The 24,398-nt window shown below is 70.9% G+C and carries 23 protein-coding genes; 10 read left to right on the plus strand and 13 right to left on the minus strand.

Translation table 11 applies throughout. From position 1 onward, the window contains the following. Positions 1-89 precede the first annotated feature (89 nt). On the minus strand, positions 90-515 hold the full coding sequence (locus tag AB0K28_RS18905; RefSeq protein ID WP_364371391.1) for a hypothetical protein: 426 nt from the start codon (positions 513-515) through the stop codon (positions 90-92). A 357-nt stretch (positions 516-872) separates the two neighbouring features. Here AB0K28_RS18905 and AB0K28_RS18910 point away from each other — a divergent pair, with 357 nt between their 5' ends. After that, complete coding sequence (locus tag AB0K28_RS18910; protein WP_364371394.1) at positions 873-1,664, plus strand: hypothetical protein; 792 nt, start codon at positions 873-875, stop codon at positions 1,662-1,664. Positions 1,665-1,763: 99 nt separating this feature from the next. Here AB0K28_RS18910 and AB0K28_RS18915 read toward each other — a convergent pair whose 3' ends face one another. Genes AB0K28_RS18915 through mshB form a run of 3 tightly spaced genes read right to left on the minus strand, consistent with a single transcriptional unit; the run spans position 1,764 to position 3,609 of the window. Then, positions 1,764-2,258 carry a flavin reductase family protein gene (locus tag AB0K28_RS18915; protein WP_364371397.1) on the minus strand — a complete coding sequence of 165 codons (495 nt, stop codon included), beginning with the start codon at positions 2,256-2,258 and terminating at the stop codon, positions 1,764-1,766. Positions 2,259-2,267: 9 nt separating this feature from the next. Continuing rightward, the gene (locus AB0K28_RS18920) at positions 2,268-2,693 is read right to left on the minus strand and encodes a DUF6113 family protein (protein ID WP_345389936.1); all 426 of its coding nucleotides are present in this window, start codon (positions 2,691-2,693) and stop codon (positions 2,268-2,270) included. 10 nt (positions 2,694-2,703) lie between these two features. After that, entirely contained in the window at positions 2,704-3,609 is a 906-nt protein-coding gene (gene mshB, locus AB0K28_RS18925; protein WP_364371400.1) for an N-acetyl-1-D-myo-inositol-2-amino-2-deoxy-alpha-D-glucopyranoside deacetylase, read from the minus strand. Between the two features lie 33 nt (positions 3,610-3,642). On the opposite strand from mshB, the gene AB0K28_RS18930 reads away from it, so the two are divergent. From AB0K28_RS18930 to AB0K28_RS18940, 3 genes are all read left to right on the plus strand, one after another. Beyond that, positions 3,643-5,709: a prolyl oligopeptidase family serine peptidase gene (locus AB0K28_RS18930; RefSeq protein ID WP_364371403.1), complete on the plus strand. Its 2,067-nt coding sequence runs from the start codon at positions 3,643-3,645 to the stop codon at positions 5,707-5,709. Between the two features lie 256 nt (positions 5,710-5,965). Beyond that, entirely contained in the window at positions 5,966-7,357 is a 1,392-nt protein-coding gene (locus tag AB0K28_RS18935) for an alpha/beta fold hydrolase (protein WP_364371406.1), read from the plus strand. A gap of 75 nt (positions 7,358-7,432) precedes the next feature. Further along, entirely contained in the window at positions 7,433-8,041 is a 609-nt protein-coding gene (locus AB0K28_RS18940; protein ID WP_364371409.1) for a VOC family protein, read from the plus strand. A gap of 360 nt (positions 8,042-8,401) precedes the next feature. Here the strand turns inward: AB0K28_RS18940 and AB0K28_RS18945 are convergent, their stop codons facing one another. Then, a complete protein-coding gene (locus tag AB0K28_RS18945) occupies positions 8,402-10,249 on the minus strand; it encodes an ABC transporter ATP-binding protein (RefSeq protein ID WP_364371412.1) in 1,848 nt (615 codons plus the stop codon). After that, entirely contained in the window at positions 10,250-11,938 is a 1,689-nt protein-coding gene (locus AB0K28_RS18950; RefSeq protein WP_364371415.1) for an ABC transporter ATP-binding protein, read from the minus strand. A 257-nt stretch (positions 11,939-12,195) separates the two neighbouring features. On the opposite strand from AB0K28_RS18950, the gene AB0K28_RS18955 reads away from it, so the two are divergent. The 4 genes from AB0K28_RS18955 (at position 12,196) to AB0K28_RS18970 (ending at position 15,338) form a co-directional block, all read left to right on the plus strand. Then, the gene (locus AB0K28_RS18955; RefSeq protein ID WP_345389950.1) at positions 12,196-12,816 is read left to right on the plus strand and encodes a phosphotransferase; all 621 of its coding nucleotides are present in this window, start codon (positions 12,196-12,198) and stop codon (positions 12,814-12,816) included. 66 nt (positions 12,817-12,882) lie between these two features. After that, positions 12,883-13,674 carry an NmrA family NAD(P)-binding protein gene (locus AB0K28_RS18960; RefSeq protein ID WP_345389952.1) on the plus strand — a complete coding sequence of 264 codons (792 nt, stop codon included), beginning with the start codon at positions 12,883-12,885 and terminating at the stop codon, positions 13,672-13,674. 103 nt (positions 13,675-13,777) lie between these two features. Further along, entirely contained in the window at positions 13,778-14,932 is a 1,155-nt protein-coding gene (locus tag AB0K28_RS18965; RefSeq protein WP_345389953.1) for an RtcB family protein, read from the plus strand. A 4-nt stretch (positions 14,933-14,936) separates the two neighbouring features. Beyond that, complete coding sequence (locus AB0K28_RS18970; RefSeq protein WP_345389955.1) at positions 14,937-15,338, plus strand: hypothetical protein; 402 nt, start codon at positions 14,937-14,939, stop codon at positions 15,336-15,338. Here the strand turns inward: AB0K28_RS18970 and AB0K28_RS18975 are convergent. After that, complete coding sequence (locus AB0K28_RS18975; protein WP_364371420.1) at positions 15,281-16,750, minus strand: DHA2 family efflux MFS transporter permease subunit; 1,470 nt, start codon at positions 16,748-16,750, stop codon at positions 15,281-15,283. The two genes, AB0K28_RS18970 and AB0K28_RS18975, sit on opposite strands and share 58 nt — an antisense overlap. An 80-nt stretch (positions 16,751-16,830) precedes the next feature. Between AB0K28_RS18975 and AB0K28_RS18980 the strand changes: the two genes are divergently transcribed. Next, complete coding sequence (locus AB0K28_RS18980; protein WP_345389966.1) at positions 16,831-17,451, plus strand: TetR/AcrR family transcriptional regulator; 621 nt, start codon at positions 16,831-16,833, stop codon at positions 17,449-17,451. Here AB0K28_RS18980 and AB0K28_RS18985 read toward each other — a convergent pair. From AB0K28_RS18985 to AB0K28_RS19010, 6 genes are all read right to left on the minus strand, one after another. Further along, the gene (locus AB0K28_RS18985; RefSeq protein WP_364371423.1) at positions 17,448-18,620 is read right to left on the minus strand and encodes a CU044_5270 family protein; all 1,173 of its coding nucleotides are present in this window, start codon (positions 18,618-18,620) and stop codon (positions 17,448-17,450) included. The genes AB0K28_RS18980 and AB0K28_RS18985 overlap by 4 nt on opposite strands. After that, positions 18,617-19,165 (minus strand): RNA polymerase sigma factor, encoded by a 549-nt coding sequence (locus AB0K28_RS18990; RefSeq protein ID WP_345389975.1) that lies wholly within the window; start codon positions 19,163-19,165, stop codon positions 18,617-18,619. The genes AB0K28_RS18985 and AB0K28_RS18990 overlap by 4 nt, the downstream gene beginning before the upstream one ends. 43 nt (positions 19,166-19,208) lie before the next feature. Next, entirely contained in the window at positions 19,209-19,550 is a 342-nt protein-coding gene (locus AB0K28_RS18995) for a hypothetical protein (protein ID WP_364371426.1), read from the minus strand. Between the two features lie 357 nt (positions 19,551-19,907). Beyond that, on the minus strand, positions 19,908-20,648 hold the full coding sequence (locus tag AB0K28_RS19000; RefSeq protein WP_345389981.1) for a succinate dehydrogenase/fumarate reductase iron-sulfur subunit: 741 nt from the start codon (positions 20,646-20,648) through the stop codon (positions 19,908-19,910). Further along, positions 20,645-22,567 (minus strand): fumarate reductase/succinate dehydrogenase flavoprotein subunit, encoded by a 1,923-nt coding sequence (locus tag AB0K28_RS19005; RefSeq protein WP_364371430.1) that lies wholly within the window; start codon positions 22,565-22,567, stop codon positions 20,645-20,647. The genes AB0K28_RS19000 and AB0K28_RS19005 overlap by 4 nt, the downstream gene beginning before the upstream one ends. Next, positions 22,564-23,313 carry a succinate dehydrogenase cytochrome b subunit gene (locus tag AB0K28_RS19010; RefSeq protein ID WP_364371433.1) on the minus strand — a complete coding sequence of 250 codons (750 nt, stop codon included), beginning with the start codon at positions 23,311-23,313 and terminating at the stop codon, positions 22,564-22,566. The genes AB0K28_RS19005 and AB0K28_RS19010 overlap by 4 nt, the downstream gene beginning before the upstream one ends. Before the next feature lie 133 nt (positions 23,314-23,446). Here AB0K28_RS19010 and AB0K28_RS19015 point away from each other — a divergent pair, with 133 nt between their 5' ends. Continuing rightward, complete coding sequence (locus AB0K28_RS19015; RefSeq protein WP_364371436.1) at positions 23,447-24,376, plus strand: LysR substrate-binding domain-containing protein; 930 nt, start codon at positions 23,447-23,449, stop codon at positions 24,374-24,376. The last annotated feature ends 22 nt before the right edge of the window (positions 24,377-24,398 follow it).

The raw sequence follows: 24,398 nt of genomic DNA on the forward strand, positions 1-24,398 counted from the left end.
ACAGGGCCGGCGCGGACACCTCGCACCGGAATGGCCGAATTTCCGCTGAGCTGGCGCTCCAATTAGGCGGGGGCCTTGACAAGGTCCCGTCAACTGGCGCTGCCTTTTCTCCTGCGCCACCACACCGCCGTACGCGGATAACCACCGTCATCGAGCCCGGCCAAGCGCTCGAAAACGTTGTACGACGCCTGATGTCCGCACACCATCACGGACATCAGCATCGACGCCAAATAGAGCGGCAACATCGGCAGCCCGACACACCAGGCCCACTGGGTGGCATGCCGTCCTTCGTGCAGGATGAGCCGCTCGCTGAGTGCGTTCCTCCTGGTCAGGACCACGTTTCCGACGGTGAACGCGCCCGCGACCGGGAAACGACAACGGTAGCCGAAGGCCAGGATGAGCCCGTCAGGGCCAGGTTCCCTGGTCGCGCCGCCTATGACGGCTATCAGCAATCCGAGTGGCGTAGAAAGATTCACATAGTTCGCCACTCGCCGGAACCGGAAGCGCCTGTCCATGCGTCTCAGTCTTGACCAAGGTTGACAAGTCGGACCAACGATCCCCGTCCTGAAATCTCCCACAAGAGCAGGATTATGAGATTCTCCATCCTGGGCGCGCTGCTCGGCACCGTCGCACTGGCAGGAGCCGGCGGAGTCGCGATCACCCAGACATCGTCGTCCGAACCCCTACGAGCCACTGACCACTCCTCCCACGCGCGTGTGGCCTTAGCCGCGGACCCCACGACCTCACCACCTCCCTCGGACCCCGCGACGTCGCCACCCGCGTCGCCGCCGCCCGCCGAGACCCCGACCCCGACCCCGACCCCGACTCCGACGGAGAGCCCCACGATCGGGGAGTACACCGCGGAGACATCGGTGGTCAAGAGGAGGGGCGTTTCCTACCTGAACGTCTCGATCACCCATGAGGGCGCGGCCTTCTTCAACGTCAAGCAGCGGGTGTGCAAGCGACGGTCGTGCAAGACGGCCACCGTCGACCTGATCGTGGTCGGCGGCGAGGCCAGCGCCAGGGCGCGGCTGGGCTGGGGCACGTACAAGAAGCGCGGGGACGCCGCCGCCATCGTGGCGCCGCTGCCGACCGTCACCGTACGCGAGACCGTCACGGTGACCGAGCCTGGTCCGACGGTGACCGTCACGTGTCAGCCGTACGTGCCGACCGTCGAACCCACCGTCGACCCTACGGTCGAGCCCACCGAGACCCTCCCGCCGACCGACACGACCGCCCCGTCGGATCCGCCCGCCACGGATCCGCCCGCCACGGATCCGCCCGCCACCGAGCCGACACCGACGGAGCCGACACCGACGGAGACCACGGCACCGACGGAGACCCCGGCGGACCCGCCCACGGACACGCCGACCGACACGCCCACCGACACGCCGACGGACACCCCGACGCCTTCCGTCCCGGTCCTCCCGACCGACACGCCCACCGACGTGCCGACGGACACCCCGACGGACGCGATCCCGACCTGTCCCCCGCCGTCGGAGCCTCCCGCGGACGAGCCGACGGAGGAGCCCACGGACGCCCCGACCTCCACGGAAACCTCGACCGAGACACCGACCGAAACCCCGACCGAGACACCGACTGAGTCACCGACTGAGACCACCCCGGCCGACCCGTCCCAGACGGCGACCACTCCGGCTCAGTAACGGATCCGTCCCGGCGCTCCAGCACCGGGACGCCAGCTCACATGACCGGGCCAGGCCAAGCGCCTGGCCCGTCTCATGCCCCGGGCCATGGGAAAGCCGTCACAGGGACTTGTAGCGGCCTTTGTGGTACAGGAGGGGCGCCCCGTCCGAGGGGGTGTCGATGGCCGTGACGCCGCCCACCACGATCGAGTGGTCCCCGCCGTCGTGCACCGCCGTGGTGGCGCACTCCAGCGTGGCGAGGGCGTCCTCGAACAGCGCCACGCCCGACTCGCCCCGGTGATGCGGCCAGGTGGCGAGTTGCCCGTTGAGCGGCCGCCCACGGTGGGCGAAGAAGCGGGAGGCGTCCTCCATGGAGGCCGGCAGCACGGAGACGCCCCACACCCCTGACTCCAGGACGGCGTCGTGGAAGCGCGCGACCTTCTCCGCGCAGAACAGCACGAGCAGGGGGTCGAGGGAGACGGAGGTGAAGGAGTTGATCGTCATCGCGTGATCGACATCGCCGAGCCTGGTCGTCACGATCGCGACTCCGGTGGCGAAGCGGCCGACGACCTTACGGTACGTTGCAGGGTCTACGTGCCGCTCTATGGAATGCACTCAGCTACTTTATGCCTCTACGTCTGGTTCTTTAACGGGGTACCCACGCAAAAGCCACGAACCCCCTCCTGACGAGGGCGAAAGCAGGTAAGCGACGACAAGGCTCACCAAACCGCCGTACAGGTAGACGTAGCCCGCAGTGCCCGCGGCGATCACCAGGTCGCCCGACCCCATCTCCAGCGTGAACGGCATGGTCACCAGCAGCCACCCGAGCGCCGTCACCATGGCCCCGAGCCGCGCGCTCATCATCTTGCCCGCGCCCAGGCACACCCCGAACAACGCCACCACCCAGATCACGGCGGCGAAGGGCACCGGCCCGACCTGCCACTCGGGATGCGTGAACCCGCCCACGACCGCCATGACGACGCCGAGCACGAACAGCATGCCGTAGGCGGCCCCGCCCAGCGCCGACTCGGCCTGGCTGCGATGTTCCATTCGAACGAGGTTAGTGGATGCCCGCGAAGAGATCGTTCTCGCGGGTGTGCGGCTCACCGAGGCCACCGGCGTCGACGGGCGGACCGGGCACCGACGGGCCCGGCACGCCCATGGCCAGCGTGTAGTGCTCGACGCCGAGGACCTCCTGGCCGATGTCGTTCGAGAGCGCGTACCAGGGCGGCCTGACGGTGATCTGGGTGGCGTGGGCGCGCATGGCCTCGATCTTGTTGCCGATCCAGGGGCGCGCGTCGATCTCGGTGGTGACGTCCTCGTCGGCGCAGCCGTACGGCATGTCATCGACGTCCTCGATGAGGAAACCGGTGTCGGCCTCGCGCAGCGCCTCGGTGCCGCGCCGCATGATCGATCTGGGCACGGCCGTGTGGTAGAACTTCGCAATCTGCCACGGCTCGCCCTCGCCGTGGCCGGCCTTCGCCGCCAGCTCGAACGCCCTGCGCGCGACCCGGTGGGCCTGGATGTGATCGGGGTGGCCGTAGAAGCCGTTGTCGTCGTACGTGACCAGGACCTGGGGGCGTACCTCGCGGATGACCTTGACCAGCTCGCCCGCCGCCTCGTCGAGGTCGGCGCGCCAGAACGCCCTCGGGTGGTCGTTGGAGGCGACGCCCATCATGCCCGAGTCGCGCCAGCGGCCCGGCTCGCCCAGGAAGCGGTGGTCCTCCACGCCGAGCGCCTGGCAGGCGGCGGCCAGCTCGCCCACGCGGTAGGGCCCGAGCGCGTCGTCGCGGTCGGCGGCCAGGTGCGCGAGGTCGCCGGGGATGATCTCTCCCTCCTCGCCGAGCGTGCAGGTCACCAGCGTCACGTGGGCGCCCTCGGCGACGTATTTCGCCATGGTGGCGCCGGTGCCGATCGACTCGTCGTCCGGATGGGCGTGCACGAGCAGCAGCCGTCGGTCAGTCATGTCCACGAGCGTAGCAATGGCAGGATTGAGGCCATGAGCGAGAGCTTCCCGCGCCTGAATGCCAGAACCCGCCGCTTCACGCTGGGCGTTCCCAGAGGCTTCACGATCTCCCCGGACGGCGGGCGGGTGGTGTTCCTGCGGACGAAGACGGGCACCGATCCGGTCACCTGTCTGTGGGAGCTCGACACCGACACCCACGTCGAGCGCCTGGTAGTCGACCCGCGCGAGCTGCACGGCGACGAGGAGGAGAACCTCCCGCCCGAGGAGCGTGCCCGGCGCGAGCGCAGCAGGGAGGCCGCGGGCGGGGTGGTCGCGTACGCGTCCGACGCCCACCTGAGCAGGGCCTGCTTCGCGCTGTCCGGCGCGCTCTACCTGGTGGAGCTGGCGAGCGGTCAGGCGCGCAGGCTGGACACGCCTGGGGCGGTCATCGACCCGCGGCTGTCCCCCGACGGGCGGCATGTCGCCTATGTGACCGGGGGCGCGCTGCGCGTCCAGGACCTCGCGTCCGGGCATGACCGCGCGCTGGCCGAGCCCGAGTCGCCGACGGTGACGTACGGGCTGGCCGAGTTCATCGCCGCCGAGGAGATGGACAGGATGCGCGGCTACTGGTGGGCGCCGTCGAGCGACGCGCTGCTGGTCGAGCGTGCCGACGAGGCCCCCGTCCAGGTGTGGCACATCGCCGACCCGGCCAACCCCGACCGTCCCGCGACGGCCCAGCGCTATCCCGCCGCCGGCACGCCCAACGCCGTCACCGAGCTGTTCGTGCTGGGGCTCGACGGGTCGCGGGTGGCGGTGCCGTACGACGAGGAATACCTCACCACCGCGGCTTGGGACTCCCACGCGTTGTCGATCGTCACGCTCACCCGCGACCAGCGCACGATGCGGCTGTTCGAGGTCGACCCGGCCACCGGCGCCACCACGCTCGTCCGCGAGGACACCGACCCCGCCTGGGTCGACATCGTCACCGGCGTGCCCGCCCACCTCGACGACGGCTCCCTGGTGTGGGTGGCCAACTCCGAGGGCGGGCATCGCCTCTTCGTCGGCGACCGCGCGGTCACGCCGCCGACCCTCCAGGTGCGCGCGGTGCTCGACGTCGACCACGACAGCGTGCTGTTCAGCGCCAGCGGCGACCCGACCGAGATCCAGCTCTGGACGTGGGACGGCCACTCGCTGCTGCCTGTCTCGACCCGGTCCGGGGTGTTCTCGGGGCGGATGTCGGGCGGTGTCGGCGTCCTGACCGAGCAGAGTCTCGACGCCGAAGGGGTCTCCACCACGGTCGTGCGCCGTGACGGCATGGCCGTCCCGATCCCGTCCTTCGCCGAGCGTCCCGGCCTCGACCTGCGGGTCTCCATCGGCCGTTCCGGCCGGCGCGAGCTCGCCACCGCCGTGGTGCTGCCCTCGTGGCACGAGCAGGGCTCGCGCAAGCTGCCCGTCCTCCTTGACCCGTACGGCGGGCCGCACGCCCAGCGCGTGCTCAACCGGCGCGGGGCGTACCTTGAGAGCCAGTGGTTCGCCGAGCAGGGCTTCGCGGTCATCGTGGCCGACGGCCGCGGCACCCCGGGGCGGGGCGTCGACTTCGAGCGCGCCGTGCTCAACGACCTCGCCACCCCCGCGCTCGAGGACCAGATCGACGCGCTGCAGGGCGTCGCCGAGCAATACCCCGACGACCTCGACCTGTCCCGCGTGGCCATCCGGGGCTGGTCGTTCGGCGGCTTCCTGGCCGCGCTCGCGGTCCTGCGCCGCCCCGACGTCTTCCACGCCGCCGTGGCGGGCGCGCCGGTGACAGACTGGCGGCTGTACGACACGTGCTACACCGAGCGCTACCTGGGTGACCCCGGCCGGCAGCCGGAGGTCTACGAGAAGTCGTCGCTGTTCGCCGACGCGGCCAAGCTCGAACGTCCGCTGCTCCTGATCCACGGCCTGGCCGACGACAACGTCGTGTCCGCCCACACGCTGCGCCTGTCGTCCGCGCTGCTGGCGGCGGGGCGGCAGCACAGCGTGCTGCCGTTGTCGGGGGTGACGCACATGACGCCGCAGGAGGTCGTGGCCGAGAACCTGCTGTTGCTGCAGGTGGACTTCCTGAAGAAGTCCCTGGGCTAGCGCTTCTGTTCTGCGCGGGCCGGGCGGGGTGCACACCCCGCCCGGCCTTCTCGCGTACGGACCGGCCTTCTCGCGTACGGCCCGGTCTTCTCGCGTACGGACCTGACCAGCCCCGGGTCTGTCCAATCCGGGTCCGGCCTTTCCCACACGGAACCGACAGTCCTGGGTCTGTCCAACTCAGGTCTGACATCCGGCCCCCGAAAACCAAACCCTGGTCCGACGCGCCCGGCACTCCCGTTCCGGCATCGTGATCGCCATGCTGAAGCCGCTCACCCTCACCTTGGCCCTGCTCACGACCGCCCTCGCGGGTCCCGCCTCGGCGGCGACGGCCGACCCTCCGTCCTCGCTGACCTGGAAACCCTGCCCGCAGGGCGGCATGGAGTGCGCCGACGTGCCGGTCCCCGTCGACTGGGCGAAACCCGACGGCCGCAAGATCACCCTCAAGGTGGGCCGCCTCAAGGCCACCGGTGCCCCGAAGGGCCAGGTGCTGGTGGCGTACGGCGGCCCTGGCGCCCCCGGCATCGCCATGACCCAGCAGTTGTCCGGCTGGTGGACGAAGCTCCGCCGCACCATGGACGTCATCACGTGGGACACCCGCGGCTACGGCGAGCAGTTCCAGGGCCTGAGCACCGGCCTGCCCTGCGCCTGGACCCGCATCCCCATCGCCGGCCTCCCGCGCGACGACGCCGACTTCGGCCGCCTGTCCGACACCAACCGCGGCTACGCCGAGGCCTGCCGGCTCAAAGACCCCGAGCTGTTCGCCAACATGAGCTCGGCCGACCACGCCAGAGACATGGAGGCGATCAGGAAGGCGCTGGGCGCCGACAAGCTCAACTACTACGGCGCCTCCTACGCCGGCTTCTTCGGCCAGGCCTACGCCCGGCTCCACCCCGGCCGCGTCCGCACGATGGTCCTCGACGGCACGCTCAACCACAGCACCGCCGACTGGTCCCGCGAGCTGGAGGCGACGGCCAGGTCAAACGAGCAGTCGATGCGCCGCTTCTTCACCTGGTGCGCCTCCAACGGCTGTAAGGACGTGCCCGCCCTCTGGCGGAGGCTGATCGCCCGCGCCGACCGCACCCCGATCCCCACGGGCACGGCCAACGTCGCCTACCGCGCCATCGACCTCCAGTCCTTCGCCCTCGGCCTCGCCCGCCAGGGCACCCCCGCCTGGCCCGGGCTCGCCGAGGCCGTCCGCAAGGCCGCCAAGGGCGACGCCTCCGGCTTCGTCCCCGCCAGGGGCGCCCGCTACCCCGACCAGGCCACCCCGGTCACCGAGTGCACCGACTGGCCGCGTCCCGCCACCCGCAAAGAGCTGACCACCACGCTGGCCCGGCTCCGCAAGGTGGCCCCCGACACGGGCGCCGCCAACACCTCGCTCTCGGCCACCCTCAACTGCATCGGCTGGCCCGTCCCCGTCACCAACCCGCCGGCCGCCCTCCCCAAGGGCCTCCCGCCGCTGCTGGGCGCGGGCGCCTGGAACGAGTCCGACTCGACCCAACGCGTCCTGTCCCAGGTCCCCGGCAGCGTCGTCATCCGCCACGACGGCCCCGGCCACACCCTCTACGGCACCAATGCCTGCGCCCGCGACCACATCGACACCTACCTGACGACGGCCACCCTCCCCCCGAAGAACACGAAATGCTGAGAGGGCGCCTGTGATACGTGAGGAGCCCACACCCCGACACTGAATACCGAGCCGCGAAGTGGTGAGATAGACCGAATGCTAGATCACCTCGTCTACGCCACGCCCAACCTCGACACCACCGTGGCTGAAATCGAACAGCAGCTCGGCGTACAGATGGTCGAGGGCGGCCGCCACCCGGGCCTGGGCACCCGCAACCGCCTCCTGGGCCTGGGCGGCCGTGCCTACCTGGAGGTCATCGGCCCAGACCCGGACCAGGAGCAGCCTCCCGTCCCCCGCCCCTTCGGCATAGACACGCTAACCAGCGCCCGCCTGGTGACCTGGGCGGTGGCGGTGACGGACATCGACGCAGTGGTCGCCCGGGCCCGCGCCCACGGCTACGACCCCGGCGACCCCCAGGACATGTCCCGCCGCACCCCATCAGGCGACCTGCTGACCTGGCGGCTCACCCCACCGGCGACAGCCGGCGTAGTCCCCTTCCTCATCGACTGGTCCACCACCCACCACCCCACAGACTCGGGCCTGCCGAAGGCAGAGCTAACCTCCTTCCGCGCCCGCCACCCAGACGTGGAAGCGGCACAGAGGTCCCTCTCGGCCCTGAACGTCGACCTAGACCTCACCCACGGCACCACCCCCACCCTCACAGCCGTCCTGAGATCCACCCCCGGCTCCCTAACCCTGACCTAAGCGTCGGCACCCACCGCCCAAACGCCGAAGCGCGGAAGCGCGGAAGCGCGGAAGCGTCGAAGCGCGGAAGCGCGGAAGCGTCGAAGCGCGGAAGCGTCGAAGCGTCGAAGCGTCGAAGCGTCGAAGCGTCCACCACGATGCTCCCCACCAGAACCGAACTACACCACTCCGTGGGACGCGACCGGCCGAGATCACCGGATATCGGCCGCGGCAGGCGCCGCCGGAATGGGAGTGGGTGGCCGATCACGTCCGTGGAGCCGGCCGGGGGTGGGTGGGCTGGGTGGAGGTGGTTCTGCCACCACCCCAGAACCGCGCCTCCGGCGACCTTCAGGTTCTGGTTCCTGGATTGGCTTCTGGAGGTTAGGACGGGGTGGTGGTCGGGGTGCCGTGCCAGCTGCGCCACAGGGCCGCGTACGAGCCGCCCGCGGCCACCAGCTCGTCGTGTGAGCCCAGCTCCGTGATGCGCCCGTCCTCGACCACGGCCACCCGGTCGGCGTCGTGGGCGGTGTACAGGCGGTGGGCGATGGCGATGACCGTGCGGCCCTCCAGGACGGCGGCCAGGGAGCGTTCGAGGTTGCGGGCGGCGCGGGGGTCGATGAGGGAGGTGGCCTCGTCCAGGACGAGGGTGTGGGGGTCGGCGAGGACGAGCCTGGCCAGGGCCAGCTGCTGGGCCTGGGCCGGTGACACGGTGAGGCCGCCGGAGCCGACCTCGGTGTCCAGGCCGGCGGGCAGGGCCAGTACCCAGTCGAGGGCGTCGACGGCTTCCAGGGCCTTGACCACGGCGGAGTCGGCGGCGTCGGGGCGGGCGATGATGAGGTTGTCGCGGACGGTGCCCTTGAACACGTGGTGTTCCTGGGTGACGAGGGCGACCTGGCCCCGCAGCTCGTCGAGCGGCAGGTCCACCAGGGGCACTCCGCCCACGGTGACGGACCCGGTGCGAGGACCGTGGATCCCGGCCAGCAACCGCCCGAGCGTCGACTTCCCGGCCCCGGACGGCCCCACCATGGCAAGCCGCTCACCGGGCCGAATGGTCAACGACACACCGTGCAGCACATCCCGCCCCTCACGGTAGGCATAACGCACATCGGCGGCCCGCAACACCTCCCCGGCGGACTCCGCCCCAGCGGCCGGCAAGCGCCCACTTGAGGGGGTCGCCGGGGTGGTGGGGGTGGAGCCGTTCGTCGTGGAGGTCGTGGGCATAGAGCCGTTCGTCGTGGGGGTGCGGTCGTCGGGGACGTTGGTCACGCCCAGCAGGCGGGCCATTGAGGCGCCGCCCACCTGGAGTTCGTCGATCCACATCAGGAAGCGGTCGAGGGGGTCGATGAGTTGCTGGGCGTAGAGGGCGGCGGTGGTGACCTGGGCGAGGGAGACCCAGCCGCTGGTGTAGAAGAGGCCGCCGACCAGGAGGGCGGCGACCACCGGGATCACGTAGCCGAGCTCGACCGCTGGGTACCAGGTGGTGCGCAGGCCGAGGGTGTAGCGTTCGGCGGCGAAGGAGCGGGTGATGTCGGTGTCGGTGCGGGCCCGGCGGCGCTCGCGCAGCCCCAGCGCCTCGACGGCCCTGGCGCCTTCGACGGTCTCGGCGAGCCCTTCGGTGATGTCGGCGTAGGCGGCGTTCTCGCGGAGGTAGCCGTCGCGGGCGCGGGCGAGGTACCAGCGGGTGGCGATGTGGATGATGGGCCCGGCCACCAGCATGGGGAGCATGAGGAGCGGGCTGACGAGCAGGAGCGCGCCGATGGTGATCACGAAGGTGACCATGGCGATGAGCGTCTCCGGCACGGCGTGGCGCACGGTGCGGGACAGGGCGTCGACGTCGCGCGAGGTGCGGGTGATGAGGTCGCCGGACCCGGCGCGTTCGACGGTGGACAGGGGCAGCCCGAGCACCCGGTCGACGAACTCCTCGCGCAGCTCGGCCAGCACCTTCTCGCCGAGCCTGGCGGAGGCGAGCACGGCGTAGCGGACGAGGACGCCTTGGAGCAGCAGGAACGCGCCGATGGCGGCGGCGACGAGGGGCACGTCGACGGCGAAGCCGTATTGGACGTTCTGCACCAGCTCGCCGAGCTGCCAAGGGACGAGCAGGCCGGCGACGGCGGCCAGGCCGTGCAGGAGCAGGGCGAAGCCGAGCTCGCGCGGATATTTGAGGGTGAGCCGCCTGGCGTAGGCGCGCACCTGTCTGCGATCGGCGACCGGCAGGATCTCGCGTGCCATTCAGTCCTCCCCGCGGGTCACGGTCGCCGCGTAGGCGGGCGAGCCGTCGAGCAGTTGCCGATGTGTGCCTTCGGCCAGCACCCGGCCCTCCTCGACATAGATGACGTGTTCGGCCCGGTCGAGCACGAGCGGGCTGGTGGTGCAGATGAGCGTGGTGCGGCCGGCTCGGGCGGCGGCGAGGCGTTCGGCGATGCGGGCCTCGCTGTGGGCGTCGACGGCGCTGGTGGGCTCGACGAGGATGAGCACCTCGGGGTCGGTGATCAGCGCTCTGGCGAGCCGCAGCCGCTGCTGCTGGCCGCCGGAGAACTCGCGCCCCGCCTCGGCCACCTCGGTGTCGAGCCCGTCGGGCAGGGCGTCGACGATGTCGGTGGCGCAGGCGGCGCGCAGGGCCCGGTGGATGTCCTCGTCGGTGGCCTGGCCGCGGACGTCGAGCTCGTCGCGGAGCCGGCCGTTGAACAGGCGGGCGTCGTTGTCGGCGACGAGGATGCGGGAGCGCACCTCGTCGATGGGGAGGGTGCGCAGCTCGGCGGAGCCGAAGGTGACGTCGCCGTCGGCGTAGCGGCCGAGCCGGTCGGCGATGGCGATGGCGTCGCCGGGCGCGGCGGCGGCGACGGCGGTGAGCCAGCCGGGCTGGAGGGTGACTCCGCTGTAGGAGTCGCGCAGCACGCCGCCCGCGCTGCTGCCGGTGCCGCCGGTGACCTCGGGCTCTAGCGACAGGATGCGGATGACCCGGCCGGCGGCGACGTGGCCTTTGGTGAGCTTGTCCGCGGCTTCGGTGAGGGTGCGCATGGGGCCGATGAGGAAGACCGCGTAGAGGTAGAAGGCGACGAGTTGCCCGGTGGGGATGTCGCCGGCGACGGCGAAGGAGGCGCCGATACCGGTGACGAGGGCGATGAGCAGGCCGGGCAGCACGATCTGGGCGCCTTCGAGCACGGACTCGACGCCGGCGACGCGGACGCCCGCCCCGCGTACGTCCTGGGACTCGTCGCGGTAGCGCCGGGAGAAGACCTGCTCGCCGCCGACGCCGCGCAGCACCCGCAGCCCGGCGACGATGTCGGCGGCTCGGGTGGACAGCTCGCCGGTCAGCTCGCGCTGGTGGCGCTGGCGCCGGTGGAGCGGGCGGAGCAGGGGCGCGACGGCGGCGGCCATGATCGGCACGCCGACCAGCACGAGGAGGCCGAGCGGCAGCGAGGTGGAGATGAGGATCACCGTGACGGTGACGATGGCGACGACCGCGCCGGTGCCGCGCAGCAGGATGTCGATGCTGTTGCCGATGTGGGCGATGTCGGAGTTTCCGACGCTGACGACCTCGCCGGTGGACAGGCGTTTGGGCAGCGTGGCGCCGAGCCTGGCGGCCTGGCGGGAGGTGAGCTGGACGGTGCGGTAGGCGGCGGCCAGCCAGTTGTAGACGGCCATGCGGTGCCGCATGATGCCGCTGAACGCCTGGATCAGCCCCAGCCCGAACAGCACGGCCGACCACGTGACCAGGGACGGGGTGTCCTTGGCGGTGACGGCCTGGATGCCCTGCCCGAGCACGGCCGGCATGAGGGCCTGCACCAGCCACCACAGCACGGCGAAGCCGATGCCGAGGAGCAGGGACGGCGCCTGGCGCCCGGCGTTCCACCACAGGTAGCGGAGCGGGCTGCGGATGTCGGGCACGCCGGGATCGGCCTCAGGAAGGGAGCGCATAGCTCGACCACCTTGACAAGGCGTCACCTGGACCGGCAAACCGTTTTCATCCAGTTACAAGAGCCCCGTCCACAATCTTTACAAGGTGCACATCCGGGGCGAATGGGGTGCCCCGGACGCTTCCCGTCCAGCCTCCCGGTGCCCAGAATTTCCGCCCTGTTGGGGCATTTGTACCGTCCTTACATCGTGTATCGGAGCCGCCCGGATCGCGCGGCGCAGCGCCCGGCGAGGGTACGCGTACGCCAGAATCGACCCTTGTGAAGCACGGGTACACCAACAGCACGTTCGGCGACGGCGCCCTGGTCGTGAAGTGCTACCAGGGTCCCGAGGCGGCCTTCAGGCTGACCACCGAGAGCCGCTACCTGCGCCGCCTGCGCGGCCGCCTGCCCGTCCCCCGCGTCCACCAGGTCACCGCCACCAGCCTCACCACCCGCTACGTCGACGGGCTGCACGGCCAGGACCTCCTCGACGAGGGGCGGGCCGAGGAGGTGTTCGCCGAGTGCGGACGCATGCTGGCCCGCATCCACCGGCTCGGCATCGTCCACGGCGACTACGGGCCCCAGAACATGCTGTTCGACCCGGCCACGTACGAGACGGCGGCCATCCTCGACTGGGAGTGGGCGCACCCTGGGCGCCCTGTCGAGGACCTCGCCTGGGTGGAGTGGATCGTGCGCAGTCACCACCCCGAGCACGTGGCCCTGCTGCCGCGCTTCTTCGCCGCGTACGGCGACCCCGTGCCCGCCTGGCCCGACCGCCACGCCGCCATGGCGGCCCGCTGCCGCGCCCTGCTCGACTTCTGCGCCCGCTGGGAGCCGGGCGGCGACGGCGAGAAGCTGTGGCGCACCCGCCTCGACGCCACCACCGCCTGGACGGAGTGACCCACCGGCACACCGTGGACGGTTTCTGTCGGTGGGCTTTGCTTGAGTGCGGGGATGAACTCTCAAGTGATCCTTGTCCTCGGTGCCACGGGGTCCACCGGCCGCCGCGTGGCGAAGATCCTGCGTGAGGCCGGTCACCCCGTCCGTGCCGCCTCCAGGAGCGGCCAGACCAGGTTCGACTGGTCCGACCAGGCCACCTGGGAGCCGGCCGTCACCGGAGCTTCGGCGGTCTACCTCATGGCGCCCGACGGCGTCCCGATCGACCCTGAGTTCGTGTCCCTGGCGGTCGCCAGGGGCGTGGCGCGGGTGGTGCTGCTGTCGAGCGGCGCCATCGAGGTGATGCGCGACGAGCGCCTGCTGGCCGCCGAGCGGACCGTGCGCGACTGCGGCGCCGCGTGGACGATCCTGCGGCCGAGCTGGTTCGACCAGAACTTCGACGAGGGCTTCCTGCGTCCCGCGATCATGGCGGGCGAGCTCCTGCTGCCGCTCGGCGACGTGGGCCAGGCGTTCGTGGACGCGGGCGACATCGCGGCGGTCGCCGCGGCGGCGCTGACCCAGGACGGTCACGCCGGCCGCTCGTACGAGGTCACCGGCCCGCGCTCGCTGTCGTTCGGTGAGGCCGTCGAGATCATCGGCCGGGAAATCGGCCGCGAGGTGCGTTACCGGGGCGGCGAGGAGGACTACATCGCGGCCAACGCCTTCTCGGACGAGTCGATCGGGGCGGCGAAGGCGTTCGCGGCGCTGCGCGCGCTCGGCGACCAGCCGGTCTCCGAGGTGGTCGCCCAGGTGACGGGCCGCCCGCCGAAACCCTTCGAGACGTACGCGGCCCGGGCCGCGGCGGCAGGAGCATGGCGCTGACCTGGCTGTACAGGGCCTGAGCCACCCCCCGAACGGTAAAATAGATGGGAAATCCTCTCGGGTCACGACACACTGATCACGACTCAGTGAGGAGATTCCTTTCATGCCGAACCAGCCCGCACCGAACCTGCTGTCGTGGGCCAGCGAGATCGACGAAGGCGCGATCATGCAGGCCGCACGCACCGCCCGCCTGCCATTCGTCGCCGGTCACGTCGCTCTCATGCCTGACGCTCACGTCGGCATCGGTGCGACGGTCGGCTCGGTGATCCCGACCGAGAACGCCATCATCCCGGCCGCCGTCGGCGTCGACATCGGCTGCGGCATGGTGGCGACCGAGACCACGCTCACGGCCGCCGACCTGCCCGACACGCTGGCCGCGCTGATGCCGATGGTCGAGCGCCGCATCCCGGCCGGCGTCGGCAAGGGCCACGACGACCCGGGCATCGACCGTTCGCTGAGCGAGCTCGGCCTGCCCCACACCGACCTCAACCCGAAGCAGACGAAGAAGGTCGCCGACCAGTTCGGCACCCTCGGCTCCGGCAACCACTTCGTCGAGGTCTGCCTCGACGAGCGTGACCGGGTCTGGACGGTTCTGCACTCGGGTTCGCGTGGCATCGGCAATCAGCTCGCCCAGTTCCACATCACGGGCGCGAAGAAGCTCATGCGCAAGCAGGCCGTCGGTCTCGAGGACCCCGACCTGGCCTACCTCGTGCAGAGCACGCCGGAGTTCACCGCGTACATCGAGGACATGCTGTGGGCGCAGCGCTACGCGATGGCCTCGCGGGCGCGGATGGACCGGGTGCTGATCAACGCGCTGTTCAAGGTCGTCGGGAAGGGGCAGCGGGTCCGTACGATCAACTGCCACCACAACTTCACCCAGCAGGAGACCCACTTCGGCAAGTCGTTGTGGATCACCCGCAAGGGCGCCATCAAGGCCGACCACGGTGACGAGGGCGTGATCCCGGGCTCGATGGGCACCCGCTCGTACATCGTGCGCGGGCGCGGCAACCCCGACTCCTACCACTCGTGCTCGCACGGGGCGGGGCGGCGCATGTCGCGGACGAAGGCCAAGAAGCAGCTGTCGGCGCGGTCGCTGACCGAGGCGATGAGCGGCCGCACCTGGAACGCCGACCGGGCGGCCGCCCTGGTGGACGAGCATCCGGAGGCGTACAAGCCGATCGACCAGGTCATGGCCGACCAGCAGGACCTGGTCGAGGTGCAGCACACGCTGCGCCAGATCTTCAACTACAAGGGGTGAGCCGGTGGCGATGCCGAAGAAGGGCTCGCGACGCATCACCGTCGCCGGCGGTTCCTACCGCTGGCGGGTGCGCCGCAAGCCGTCCTACAGCCAGGGCAACGGGTGGACGCCGCTGACGTTCGCGGTCGAACGGGCGGAGGAGCCGGGCGACGTCCTGGTGGTGTCGCTGCCGTGCGCCCGGCCGGACAACTGGCTGGGTCACCGTACGATCCCGGTCACGCCCGCCCTGGTGGCCGCCTGCGTCGGGCGGGCGCTGGAGCGGGGCTGGGACCCGGGGCGGTCCGGCTCGGCCGTCACGCTGAAGGTCTCCGAGGACGATCTCACGCACTTCCTGGGCGAGCAGCCGCGCTACCTGATCCCGTTCTTGTGGGGTTTCGTCCCCGCGGACGGCACGGCCTCCGCCTGAGCCGCCGCTGCTGCCCGGCCCGGCAGCAGCGGGATGAGCGCCAGGACGACCACGACGGCGGCGAACGAGATCCAGAAGACGCCGCGCAGCCCGCTCATGGTGTCGGCGGCGGTCTGGACGACGAGCGTGACGAGGGCGACGCCCAGGGCGGCGCCGAGCTGGTTGAGCATGTACAGCACGGAGCTGCCCTGGGCCACCATCGGCCCGGGGAGCGTGCGGTAGAGGGAGCCCATGGTGGGCGCGCTGAAGCAGCCACTGCCCAGCCCGAACGTCAGTGCCGCCAGGGCCGGCCACACCTCGGGGGTGTCGGGGCCGATGCGGGTGAGGGCGTACACGCTGAGCAGGGCCACCAGCGCGCCTCCCGTGGCGAGGCCGCGCGCGCCGAGCCGGTCGGACAGCCGGCCGGCCAGCGGCATCGCGATGGAGCCGCCCAGCCCGAGCGGCGCCATGAGCAGCCCGGCCGCCAGCACGTCATGGCCGTGCTCCTGCTGGTAGTACAGGGGCAGCGCGAACAGGGCGGCGTACAGGCCCATCCCGCCGAGCCCCATGATCGTGACGCTGGCGGTGAAGCCGCGGCTGCGGAACAGCCCGAGGTCGATCAGCGGGCGCTGGCGCCTGGCGTGCCCGGCGTACGCGATGAGCAGCACGATCCCCGCGACCAGCGGCAGCAGCACCTGCCACGCCCCGAACCCGCCCTGCTCCGCCGTCTGCGACAGCCCCAGCACGACGGCCGCGAACCCGGGCCCGAGCAGCGCCAGGCCAATGACGTCGAGCCGCGCGGGCCGCTCGCCGGCCGGTGAGTCGGCCGGTGAGTCGGCGGGTGAGTCGGCGGGTGAGTCGGCGGGGATCACCCGTACGGCGAGCACCAGCGCCACCACCCCCACGGCCACGCTGAGCAGGAACATCGCCCGCCACGACAGCGACCCGAGTATCGCGCCACCGGCGATCGGCCCCAGCACGGGCCCGAGCGACAGCACGACCCCCATGAGCCCCATCACCCGCCCGGCCCTGGGCGCCCCCGCCGCCCTGGCGAGCAGGATGAGCACGAGCGGGTCGAGCAGCCCGGCCCCGAATCCCTGCACCACGCGGAACGCGATCAGGCTGCCGATGTCCCAGGCCAGCCCGGCGGCCAGCGACCCGGCGAGGAACACGCCGAGGCCGGCGAGCCAGAGCCGCTTGCCGCCGTAGCGGTCGACGGCCCAGGTGGTGAACGGGATGGTGGCCGTCACCGCGAGCAGGAACCCGGTGGACGCCCACCCGACCGTGCTCAGCGAGGTGTCGAAGACCGTGGCCAGGCTGCCGGTGGCGACGGCGGCCATCGTGCTGTTGAGGATGCCCAGCAGGCCGCCGAGCAGGACCACGGCGATGGTGGCGAGCAGCCGCCCGTCCATGCGGTCGTCATTTGAACTCATGAGTTCAACGTAATGATCCCATCCGTTGCATGGCAACCCGACCAGTCCACCTACTTGAACCCGTGAGTACAATCGGAACCATGACGACCACGCGCGGCCGGATCGACAAGCGCCAGGCGATCCTGGAGGGCGCGTTCACCGTGTTCGCCCGCGAGGGCTACGCGCAGGCGTGCGTGCAGGCCATCGCCCGCGAGGCCGGCGTGGCCAAGCCGACGGTCTACAACCACATGACCGACAAGGCCACCCTGTTCAGGCACGCGCTGGAGGCCGCGGCACGCACCGTGCTCGACGAGCGGATCGCCGCCCTGGAGCCGCTCACCGCCCCAGGCGACGACCTGCGCGCCACCCTGGAGCAGGTGGCCGGCCGCCTGCTCGGCCTGCACACCGACGGGCGCTCATGCGCGCTGCGCCGGCTGCTCTACTCCGAGGTCACCCACTTCCCCGACATCCTCGACATCGTCAAGGACAGCGGCCCCGACCGGCTCACCAGGGCGCTCGCCGACCGGCTGGCCCGCCTCGCCCTCGCCGGACGGCTGCGCGCCGCCGACCCCGACCTCGCCGCCGAGCAGTTCCTCGCCCTGCTCCTCGGCCCACTCGAAGCACGCACGCAGCTCGGCACCCGCACATTGGCGGACGCCGAGCTGCGCGCGATCGCAACGTCGGCCGTGGACACCTTCGCCCGGGCCTGGGACCTCTCCTAGCGGGGCAGCGTGTCCGTCCAGCTCGCCTCGATGAGCGCGTTCGAGTTCCACACCGTGCCCGGCTCAAGCCCCGCCTGGTAACCGCCGGACCGCACGACCACGTGCTCGTTGGCGAGCGGGCGGCCGGTCGCCTCGTCGAAGATCAGCCGGTTGTCCGAGACGCCGCCCTTGGGGTAGGTCTCGCGTACGGACACCGCCGTGCCCCGCCGTCCCTCGGCGTCGGTGACGCCGGCGGTCACCTCCACCTCGTCCAGGTCGGCCAGCATGCGGAAGGCGGCGCCGCGCACCTCGGGCGTCACCGGCATGTCCATGATCAGGCCCATCGCGACCCTGAACAGCCAGGCGTCGCCGGTCATCTCCTCGCTCGTGGACTCCGTCCCGTGCCCCGCGTACGACGCCATGAGCCACTTCTTCAGCGCCTCCGGCTCGTCCGGCAGCCCGCGCAGGTCCTTCATCGTGACGTTGCGGCCCAGCCAGAACACGTGGCCGTCCACCAGCTTGCTGCTGTCGAACCGCTCCGGGCGCGGCGTCGTGGGCAGCGTGAGCCTGCCCGGCTTGTTCTTCCTGTCCTTCGCGGGCATCCGCACGTCGATCTCGGACGGCTTGCCCGCCGCCTCCCACGCCTGCCTGTCGGCGTCGGTCATCGGCTGCACGCCCAGCGACCGCGTACGCCACCACTGCTCGCCCTTGGGATCGGCGGGCGTCCACTGCTCGCTGCTCGACCGGTCGACGACGCGGTAGCCGTCCTCGGCGACGTACACGTTCCTGCTGATCGTGACGCTGTGCCAGAAGTCGCCCTTGCCCTCCACCTGCCGCCCGGCCTTCTCTGCGGCGGCCAGCAGCACGTCACGCGCCGACAGCCGCACCGTGGGGGCCTGCTCGGTCGGGGTCTGCTCGGTCGGAGTCTGCTCGGTCGCCACCGGGTGCCGCACCCCGGGGCCGGGGACGGCGGTGTTGCCGGAGACGACGATCGCCACCGCCGCCGCGGCGGCCACCGCGCCCGCGAGCCCGAACCCCCACACCGGCCGCGCCACACGATTGCGCCCCCGTCTCGGCTCGCGCGGCCGCGCCATCGCCCTGGCCAGCTCCACCGCCCGGGTCTGCTCGTCCACCTGCCGCTCATCGAGATGCGCGGGCCTGGCCGCCCGGAGCTCCTCCATCGGGTTCATGACCACTCCTCGCTGAGATTCCGCACGTGGGACCGCTTCGGCGCCGGCTCCGTCTCCATGGCCTGCTTCAGACGCTTGCGGGCCCGGTGCAGGCGTACGCGGTAGGCCGCGGGCGAGCAGCCGACGACTCCGGCCGCCTCCTTCGGCGACAGGCCGTGCCAGGCGACGAGGACGAGGATCTCCCTGTCGTCCTCATGCAGCGCGGCCAGCGCCCGCAGCACCCCGAGCCGCTCGGTCACCTGCTCGGCCACGTCGCCCTCGGTCCAGGCCCGCAGCTCGGCCGCCAGCGCCTCGCGGCGCAGCTCCGCGCGTACGTTGTCGCGCAGCACGTTCCTGGCCACGCCGAGCAGCCACGGCAGCGCGGGCTCCGGCACGTCGTCGAGCCGCCGCCAGGCGATCGCGAACGTCTCGCTCACCACCTCGTCGGCGACCTGCCGCCCGGCGCGACTGACCACGTACGCCCACACGCGTTGCCGGCATGCGTCGTACATGCCGGTGAACCGGTGCGCATCATCCGCCACCGCCCAGCCCCTTCGTTCGGACATCGTTTCTTCCTGACACCGGGAAGTGGTCCGAACCGCCCCCTTGTTACCGCCTTCTCAGAAAAAGAGCTATTCGCGCGTACAACCGGTGCAGATCCACCAGCTCCACATCCCACCGCCCGCGCGCCGCCTCCACCAGCTCGCCCGTGAACCCCGCCCTGGCGAACAGCAGCAGCTTGGGCGGCCCGTCAACCCGATCGTCGGGCAGCAGCGCGCGCAGGTGCTCCAGCCGCTGGAGCTGGGGGACGTCCATGGGGGCGAGCGTGCCCTTGGCCTCGCCGATGGCGGTGACGCGATCCCGTTGCGACGAGGCCGTCTCGGTGACCACGACCGCGTCGGGAGACGATCCCGCGGTTGAGATGGCGTCAAGGGACCACCGTCTCCGCACGCGACCTCCTCCACAGCCGTCAGCCGCAAGACCCTCACGATTGAGGTGGGCAGCCTTCGCTCCGGGCCTCACAGGCAACTACGATGAACGGCCCCACGGCCCTGATCGTGCAAGGCCACAGGTCAACACGCTCAGGACGATCCCAAGGTCAGGGAGGGCGTAGAGGGCCCACCGTCTCCACGGGCAACGGGTGGGAGACCAGTCACCGGAGGCGTGGGGTGCGCCGGGAGGCGCCGAAAGCAGAACTGCCTGAGCTCACTTGCGCGAAGCGCTCCAGAGCGAAGACCTGTTTGCTCGGAGCACCGAAGCCGAAGGGGCGGGTGAGCGCAAGCTCACCCGCCCCTTCGGCGTGATCGGCTACTTGGCGTTCGCCTTCAGGTAGTCGCTGTTCATCTGCGCGATCGTGTCCAGCGGAATCCCCTTCGGGCACACGGCCGTGCATTCACCGGTGTTCGTGCAGCCGCCGAACCCTTCGGCGTCCATCTGGTCCACCATGGCCTTGGCGCGGGAGAGCCGCTCAGGCTGCCCCTGCGGCAGCAGGGACAGGTGGGTGATCTTGGCGGCGGTGAAGAGGGAGGCGGAGCCGTTCGGGCAGGCCGCCACGCAGGCGCCGCACCCGATGCAGGTGGCCGCGTCGAAGGCGGAGTCGGCGTCCTCCTTGCGCACCGGGACGCTGTGGGCGTCCGGCGCGGACCCGGCCGGTACGGAGACGAAGCCGCCCGCCTGGATGATGCGGTCGAACGCGCTGCGGTCCACGACGAGGTCCTTGACGACGGGGAACGGCGCGGCCCGCCACGGCTCGATGGTGATCTCGGCGCCGTCCTCGAAGTGGCGCATGTGCAGCTGGCACGTCGTGGTGGCGCGCTGCTCCCCGTGGGCGACGCCGTTGATGACCATGCCGCACATGCCGCAGATGCCTTCGCGGCAGTCGTGGTCGAAGGCGATCGGGTCGTCGCCCTCCAGGATGAGGCGCTCGTTGAGCACGTCCAGCATCTCCAGGAACGACATGTCCGGGGAGACGTCCTCAACCTTGTACGTCACCATGCGGCCCTCGTCCGAAGGGCCCTTCTGACGCCAGACGCGTAGGGTCAGGTTCACTTGTAGCTCCGCTGGGTCATCTTGACGTACTCGTACTCGAGCGCTTCCTTATGCAGGACCGGGCCGTCGGGGGTGTGCTCCCAGGCCGACACGTGCGCGAAGTTCTCGTCGTCGCGCAGCGCCTCGCCGTCGGCGTCCTGGGACTCGGCGCGGAAGTGGCCGCCGCAGGACTCGGTGCGGACGAGGGCGTCCAGGCACATCAGCTCGGCCAGGTCGAAGAAGTCGGCCACCCGGCCGGCCTTCTCCAGCACCTGGTTGAGCTCCTCGGCGGTGCCGGTGACCTTGACGTTCTGCCAGAACTCCGCACGCAGTTCGGGGATGCGATCGAGGGCCTTGCGCAGCGACTCCTCGGTGCGCTCCATGCCGCAGTAGTCCCACATGAGCTTGCCGAGCTCGCGGTGGAAGGAGTCGGGCGTCCTGGTGCCGTTCACGGACAGAAGCCGGTCGATCTTGTTGCGGACACGGATCTCGGCCTCGGCCACGGCCTCCTCGTCCACGTCGCCGAACGGGCCGGCGGCGAGGTAGTCGCCGATGGTGGTCGGCAGCACGAAGTAGCCGTCGGCCAGGCCCTGCATGAGCGCGGACGCGCCGAGGCGGTTGGCGCCGTGGTCGGAGAAGTTGGCCTCGCCGATGACGAACAGGCCGGGGACGGTGGACTGCAGGTCGTAGTCCACCCACAGTCCGCCCATCGTGTAGTGGACGGCGGGGTAGATGCGCATCGGCACGTCGTACGGGTTCTCGCCGGTGATGCGCTCGTACATCTCGAAGAGGTTGCCGTACTTCTTCTCGACGGCGTCGCGGCCGAGCCGGTTGATGGCGTCGCGGAAGTCGAGGTAGACGCCGAGCCCGCCGGGGCCGACGCCGCGGCCTTCGTCGCAGACGTTCTTGGCGGCGCGGGAGGCGATGTCACGCGGCACCAGGTTGCCGAAGGCGGGGTAGATGCGCTCCAGGTAGTAGTCGCGCTCCTCCTCCGGGATGTCGCCGGGGGCGCGGGTGTCGTTCTTGCGCAGCGGCACCCAGACGCGGCCGTCGTTGCGCAGCGACTCGGACATGAGCGTGAGCTTCGACTGGTATTCGCCCGACACGGGGATGCAGGTCGGGTGGATCTGCGTGTAGCAGGGGTTGGCGAAGTACGCCCCGCGCTCGTGCGCCCGCCAGATGGCGGTGGTGTTGCAGCCCTTGGCGTTCGTGGACAGGAAGAACACGTTGCCGTAGCCGCCGGTGGCGAGCACGACGGCGTCGGCGTAGTGGCGCTCGATCTCGCCGGTGACCATGTCGCGCACGATGATGCCGCGCGCGCGGCCGTCGGAGACGATCAGGTCGAGCATCTCGTGCCTGGTGTGCATGGTGACGGTCCCGGCCGCGACCTGCCGCTCCAGCGCCTGGTACGCCCCCAGCAGCAGCTGCTGCCCCGTCTGGCCGCGGGCGTAGAAGGTGCGGGAGACCTGGGCGCCGCCGAAGGAGCGGGTGTCGAGCAGGCCGCCGTACTCGCGGGCGAACGGCACGCCCTGCGCCACGGCCTGGTCGATGATGTTCACCGAGACCTGGGCGAGGCGGTAGACGTTCGACTCGCGGGCGCGGAAGTCGCCGCCCTTGACGGTGTCGTAGAAGAGCCGGTAGATCGAGTCGCCGTCGCCGCGGTAGTTCTTGGCGGCGTTGATGCCGCCCTGGGCGGCGATGGAGTGGGCGCGGCGCGGGGAGTCCTGGTAGCAGAAGGACTTGACGTTGTAGCCCAGCTCGCCGAGCGTGGCGGCGGCGGATCCGCCGGCCAGGCCGGTGCCGACGACGATCACGTTGAGCTTGCGCTTGTTGGCCGGGTTGACCAGCTTGGCGCTGAACTTCCGCTTTTCCCAGCGCTCCTCGATGGGCCCGGCGGGAGCCTTGGTGTCCCGGATCTCGGGGCCTTCGGTGTACTTCACTTGACTACTCCGAACGTGATCGCGAGGGGCGGGGCCAGGAAGCCGATGACCAGCGCGGCGGAGACGAGGCCGGCGGTCGCGCGCAGGACGCGGTAGCGGCTGCGGTTGGCCCAGCCGAGCGTCTGGAAGCCGCTCCAGATGCCGTGCCGCAGGTGGAGGCCGACCATGACGACGGCGACGAGGTAGATCAGCGTCACCCACCACCGGGAGGGGTCGAAGCCCGCGATCATCCGGTCGGCGGGTTCTGAGTTGAAGCCCTTGGGGTTGACGACGCCGAAGGTCAGGTCGAGCAGGTGCCAGATCACGAAGAGCACGATCGTCACGCCACCCCACCGCATGATGTGCGTGGTGTAGCCGCTCGCCTGGGACTTCTTGGCCACGTACTTGACCGGCCTGGCCTTGCCCGCGCGGCGGGAGAGCGAGATCGCGGCCCACATGTGCGCGACGACCGAGACGACGAGGACGATCTCGACGAGGGTCAGCAGCGTGCGGTAGGGCGCGATGGGCTCCAGCAGGGTGCGCAGCGCGTGGGCGTACTCGTTGAAGGACTCACGGCCGAAGAAGATCTTCAGGTTGCCGAGCATGTGGCCGACGAGGAAGAGCACCATCACGGCGCCCGTGACGGCCATGACGACTTTCTTGCCGTTGGACGAGCTGAGGAACCCGCCGGGCTTCTTGCCCGTCGGGGCTTTCTTGGGGGCGGAAACAGGCGCGGTGGCGGACCCGCGCTCTATCGTGGCAGTCACAACGCAAAAGCTAGGTATCCAGCAATGATCCGTCCAAGTCATCGTGGGTCTGGTTTCGATAGCTTGCGGCTATGATGTGGGTCGGTGCGGCTTTCTCGAAGTTCCCCGCACGCGCCGATGCGAGGAAAATCACATGCAGTTTCAGCAGCTCGCGTACTTCGTGGCGGTCGCGGAGGCCCGTCACTTCACGCAGGCGGCCGAGCGCATGCGGGTCGCGCAGCCGTCGTTGAGCAAGCAGATCAAGGCGCTGGAGGAGGATCTCGGCGCCCGGCTGTTCTCGCGGGCGCGCGGCAACGTCACGCTGACCGCCGCGGGCGAGGCGCTGCTGCCGCTGGCCCGCCGCATCCTCGCCGACGCCGACACCGCCCGGCAGGAGGTGGCGCAGCTCGCGGGGCTGCGCAGGGGCCGGGTACGCCTGGGCGCGACGCCCTCGCTCTGCGCCGGGCTGATGGCCGACGCGCTGGCCCGCTTCCACCGCTCGTACCCCGGCATCGAGCTGCTGGTCGAGGAGGGCGGCTCGCGTGATCTGGTCAGGGCGCTGGCGAGGGGGCAGCTCGACCTGTCGCTGATCATCATGCCGCTGCAGAGCGACGACCCCTCGCTCGTCACCCAGGAGATCCTGCGCGAGAACCTCGTCGTCGTCGCGCCCGCCCACGAGCCGCTGAAGCGCCCCTACCTGCACATCGAGGACCTGCGGGGGCGACAGATGGTGATGTTCAGGCGCGGCTACGACCTGCGCGAGGCGACGCTGGCGGCCTGCCGGCAGGCGGGGTTCGAGCCGCGGTTGGCGGTGCAGGGCGGCGAGATGGACGCGGTGCTGCGCTTCGTCGAGGCCGGGCTGGGCGTGGCGGTGGTGCCGTCGATGGTGCTCGACGGCCGTCCTGGGCTGCGCGGCACGCCGCTCGCGCCGCCCGGCCTGAGCAGGACGATCGCGCTGGCCCACCGCAAGGACGTCGAGCCCACGAGGGCCGCGCAGGCCTTCAGGGAGACCCTCCTCTCATACGTCGTCGAGGCCGGGCACGACGGTACGCTTCCGGAAGGGGTCGAGCTCATCGCAGAATGAGCATCCAGGGCACCGCACTCCC

It is taken from the genome of Nonomuraea sp. NPDC049504 (genome assembly GCF_040676845.1).
Taxonomy (GTDB): Bacteria; Actinomycetota; Actinomycetes; order Streptosporangiales; family Streptosporangiaceae; genus Nonomuraea; species Nonomuraea salmonea.

What these genes read in the sequence shown, in the direction of transcription:
- AB0K28_RS18940 (WP_364371409.1), top strand. Translation starts at nt 7,433, where the DNA reads ATGCTAGATCACCTCGTCTACGCCACGCCCAACCTCGACACCACCGTG.
- AB0K28_RS18930 (WP_364371403.1), top strand. Translation starts at nt 3,643, where the DNA reads ATGAGCGAGAGCTTCCCGCGCCTGAATGCCAGAACCCGCCGCTTCACG.
- AB0K28_RS18905 (WP_364371391.1), bottom strand. Translation starts at nt 515, where the DNA reads ATGGACAGGCGCTTCCGGTTCCGGCGAGTGGCGAACTATGTGAATCTT.
- AB0K28_RS18965 (WP_345389953.1), top strand. Translation starts at nt 13,778, where the DNA reads ATGCCGAACCAGCCCGCACCGAACCTGCTGTCGTGGGCCAGCGAGATC.
- AB0K28_RS18935 (WP_364371406.1), top strand. Translation starts at nt 5,966, where the DNA reads ATGCTGAAGCCGCTCACCCTCACCTTGGCCCTGCTCACGACCGCCCTC.
- AB0K28_RS18980 (WP_345389966.1), top strand. Translation starts at nt 16,831, where the DNA reads ATGACGACCACGCGCGGCCGGATCGACAAGCGCCAGGCGATCCTGGAG.
- mshB (WP_364371400.1), bottom strand. Translation starts at nt 3,609, where the DNA reads ATGACTGACCGACGGCTGCTGCTCGTGCACGCCCATCCGGACGACGAG.
- AB0K28_RS18950 (WP_364371415.1), bottom strand. Translation starts at nt 11,938, where the DNA reads ATGCGCTCCCTTCCTGAGGCCGATCCCGGCGTGCCCGACATCCGCAGC.
- AB0K28_RS18945 (WP_364371412.1), bottom strand. Translation starts at nt 10,249, where the DNA reads ATGGCACGCGAGATCCTGCCGGTCGCCGATCGCAGACAGGTGCGCGCC.
- AB0K28_RS18985 (WP_364371423.1), bottom strand. Translation starts at nt 18,620, where the DNA reads ATGAACCCGATGGAGGAGCTCCGGGCGGCCAGGCCCGCGCATCTCGAT.
- AB0K28_RS18920 (WP_345389936.1), bottom strand. Translation starts at nt 2,693, where the DNA reads ATGGAACATCGCAGCCAGGCCGAGTCGGCGCTGGGCGGGGCCGCCTAC.
- AB0K28_RS18975 (WP_364371420.1), bottom strand. Translation starts at nt 16,750, where the DNA reads ATGAGTTCAAATGACGACCGCATGGACGGGCGGCTGCTCGCCACCATC.
- AB0K28_RS19015 (WP_364371436.1), top strand. Translation starts at nt 23,447, where the DNA reads ATGCAGTTTCAGCAGCTCGCGTACTTCGTGGCGGTCGCGGAGGCCCGT.
- AB0K28_RS18990 (WP_345389975.1), bottom strand. Translation starts at nt 19,165, where the DNA reads ATGTCCGAACGAAGGGGCTGGGCGGTGGCGGATGATGCGCACCGGTTC.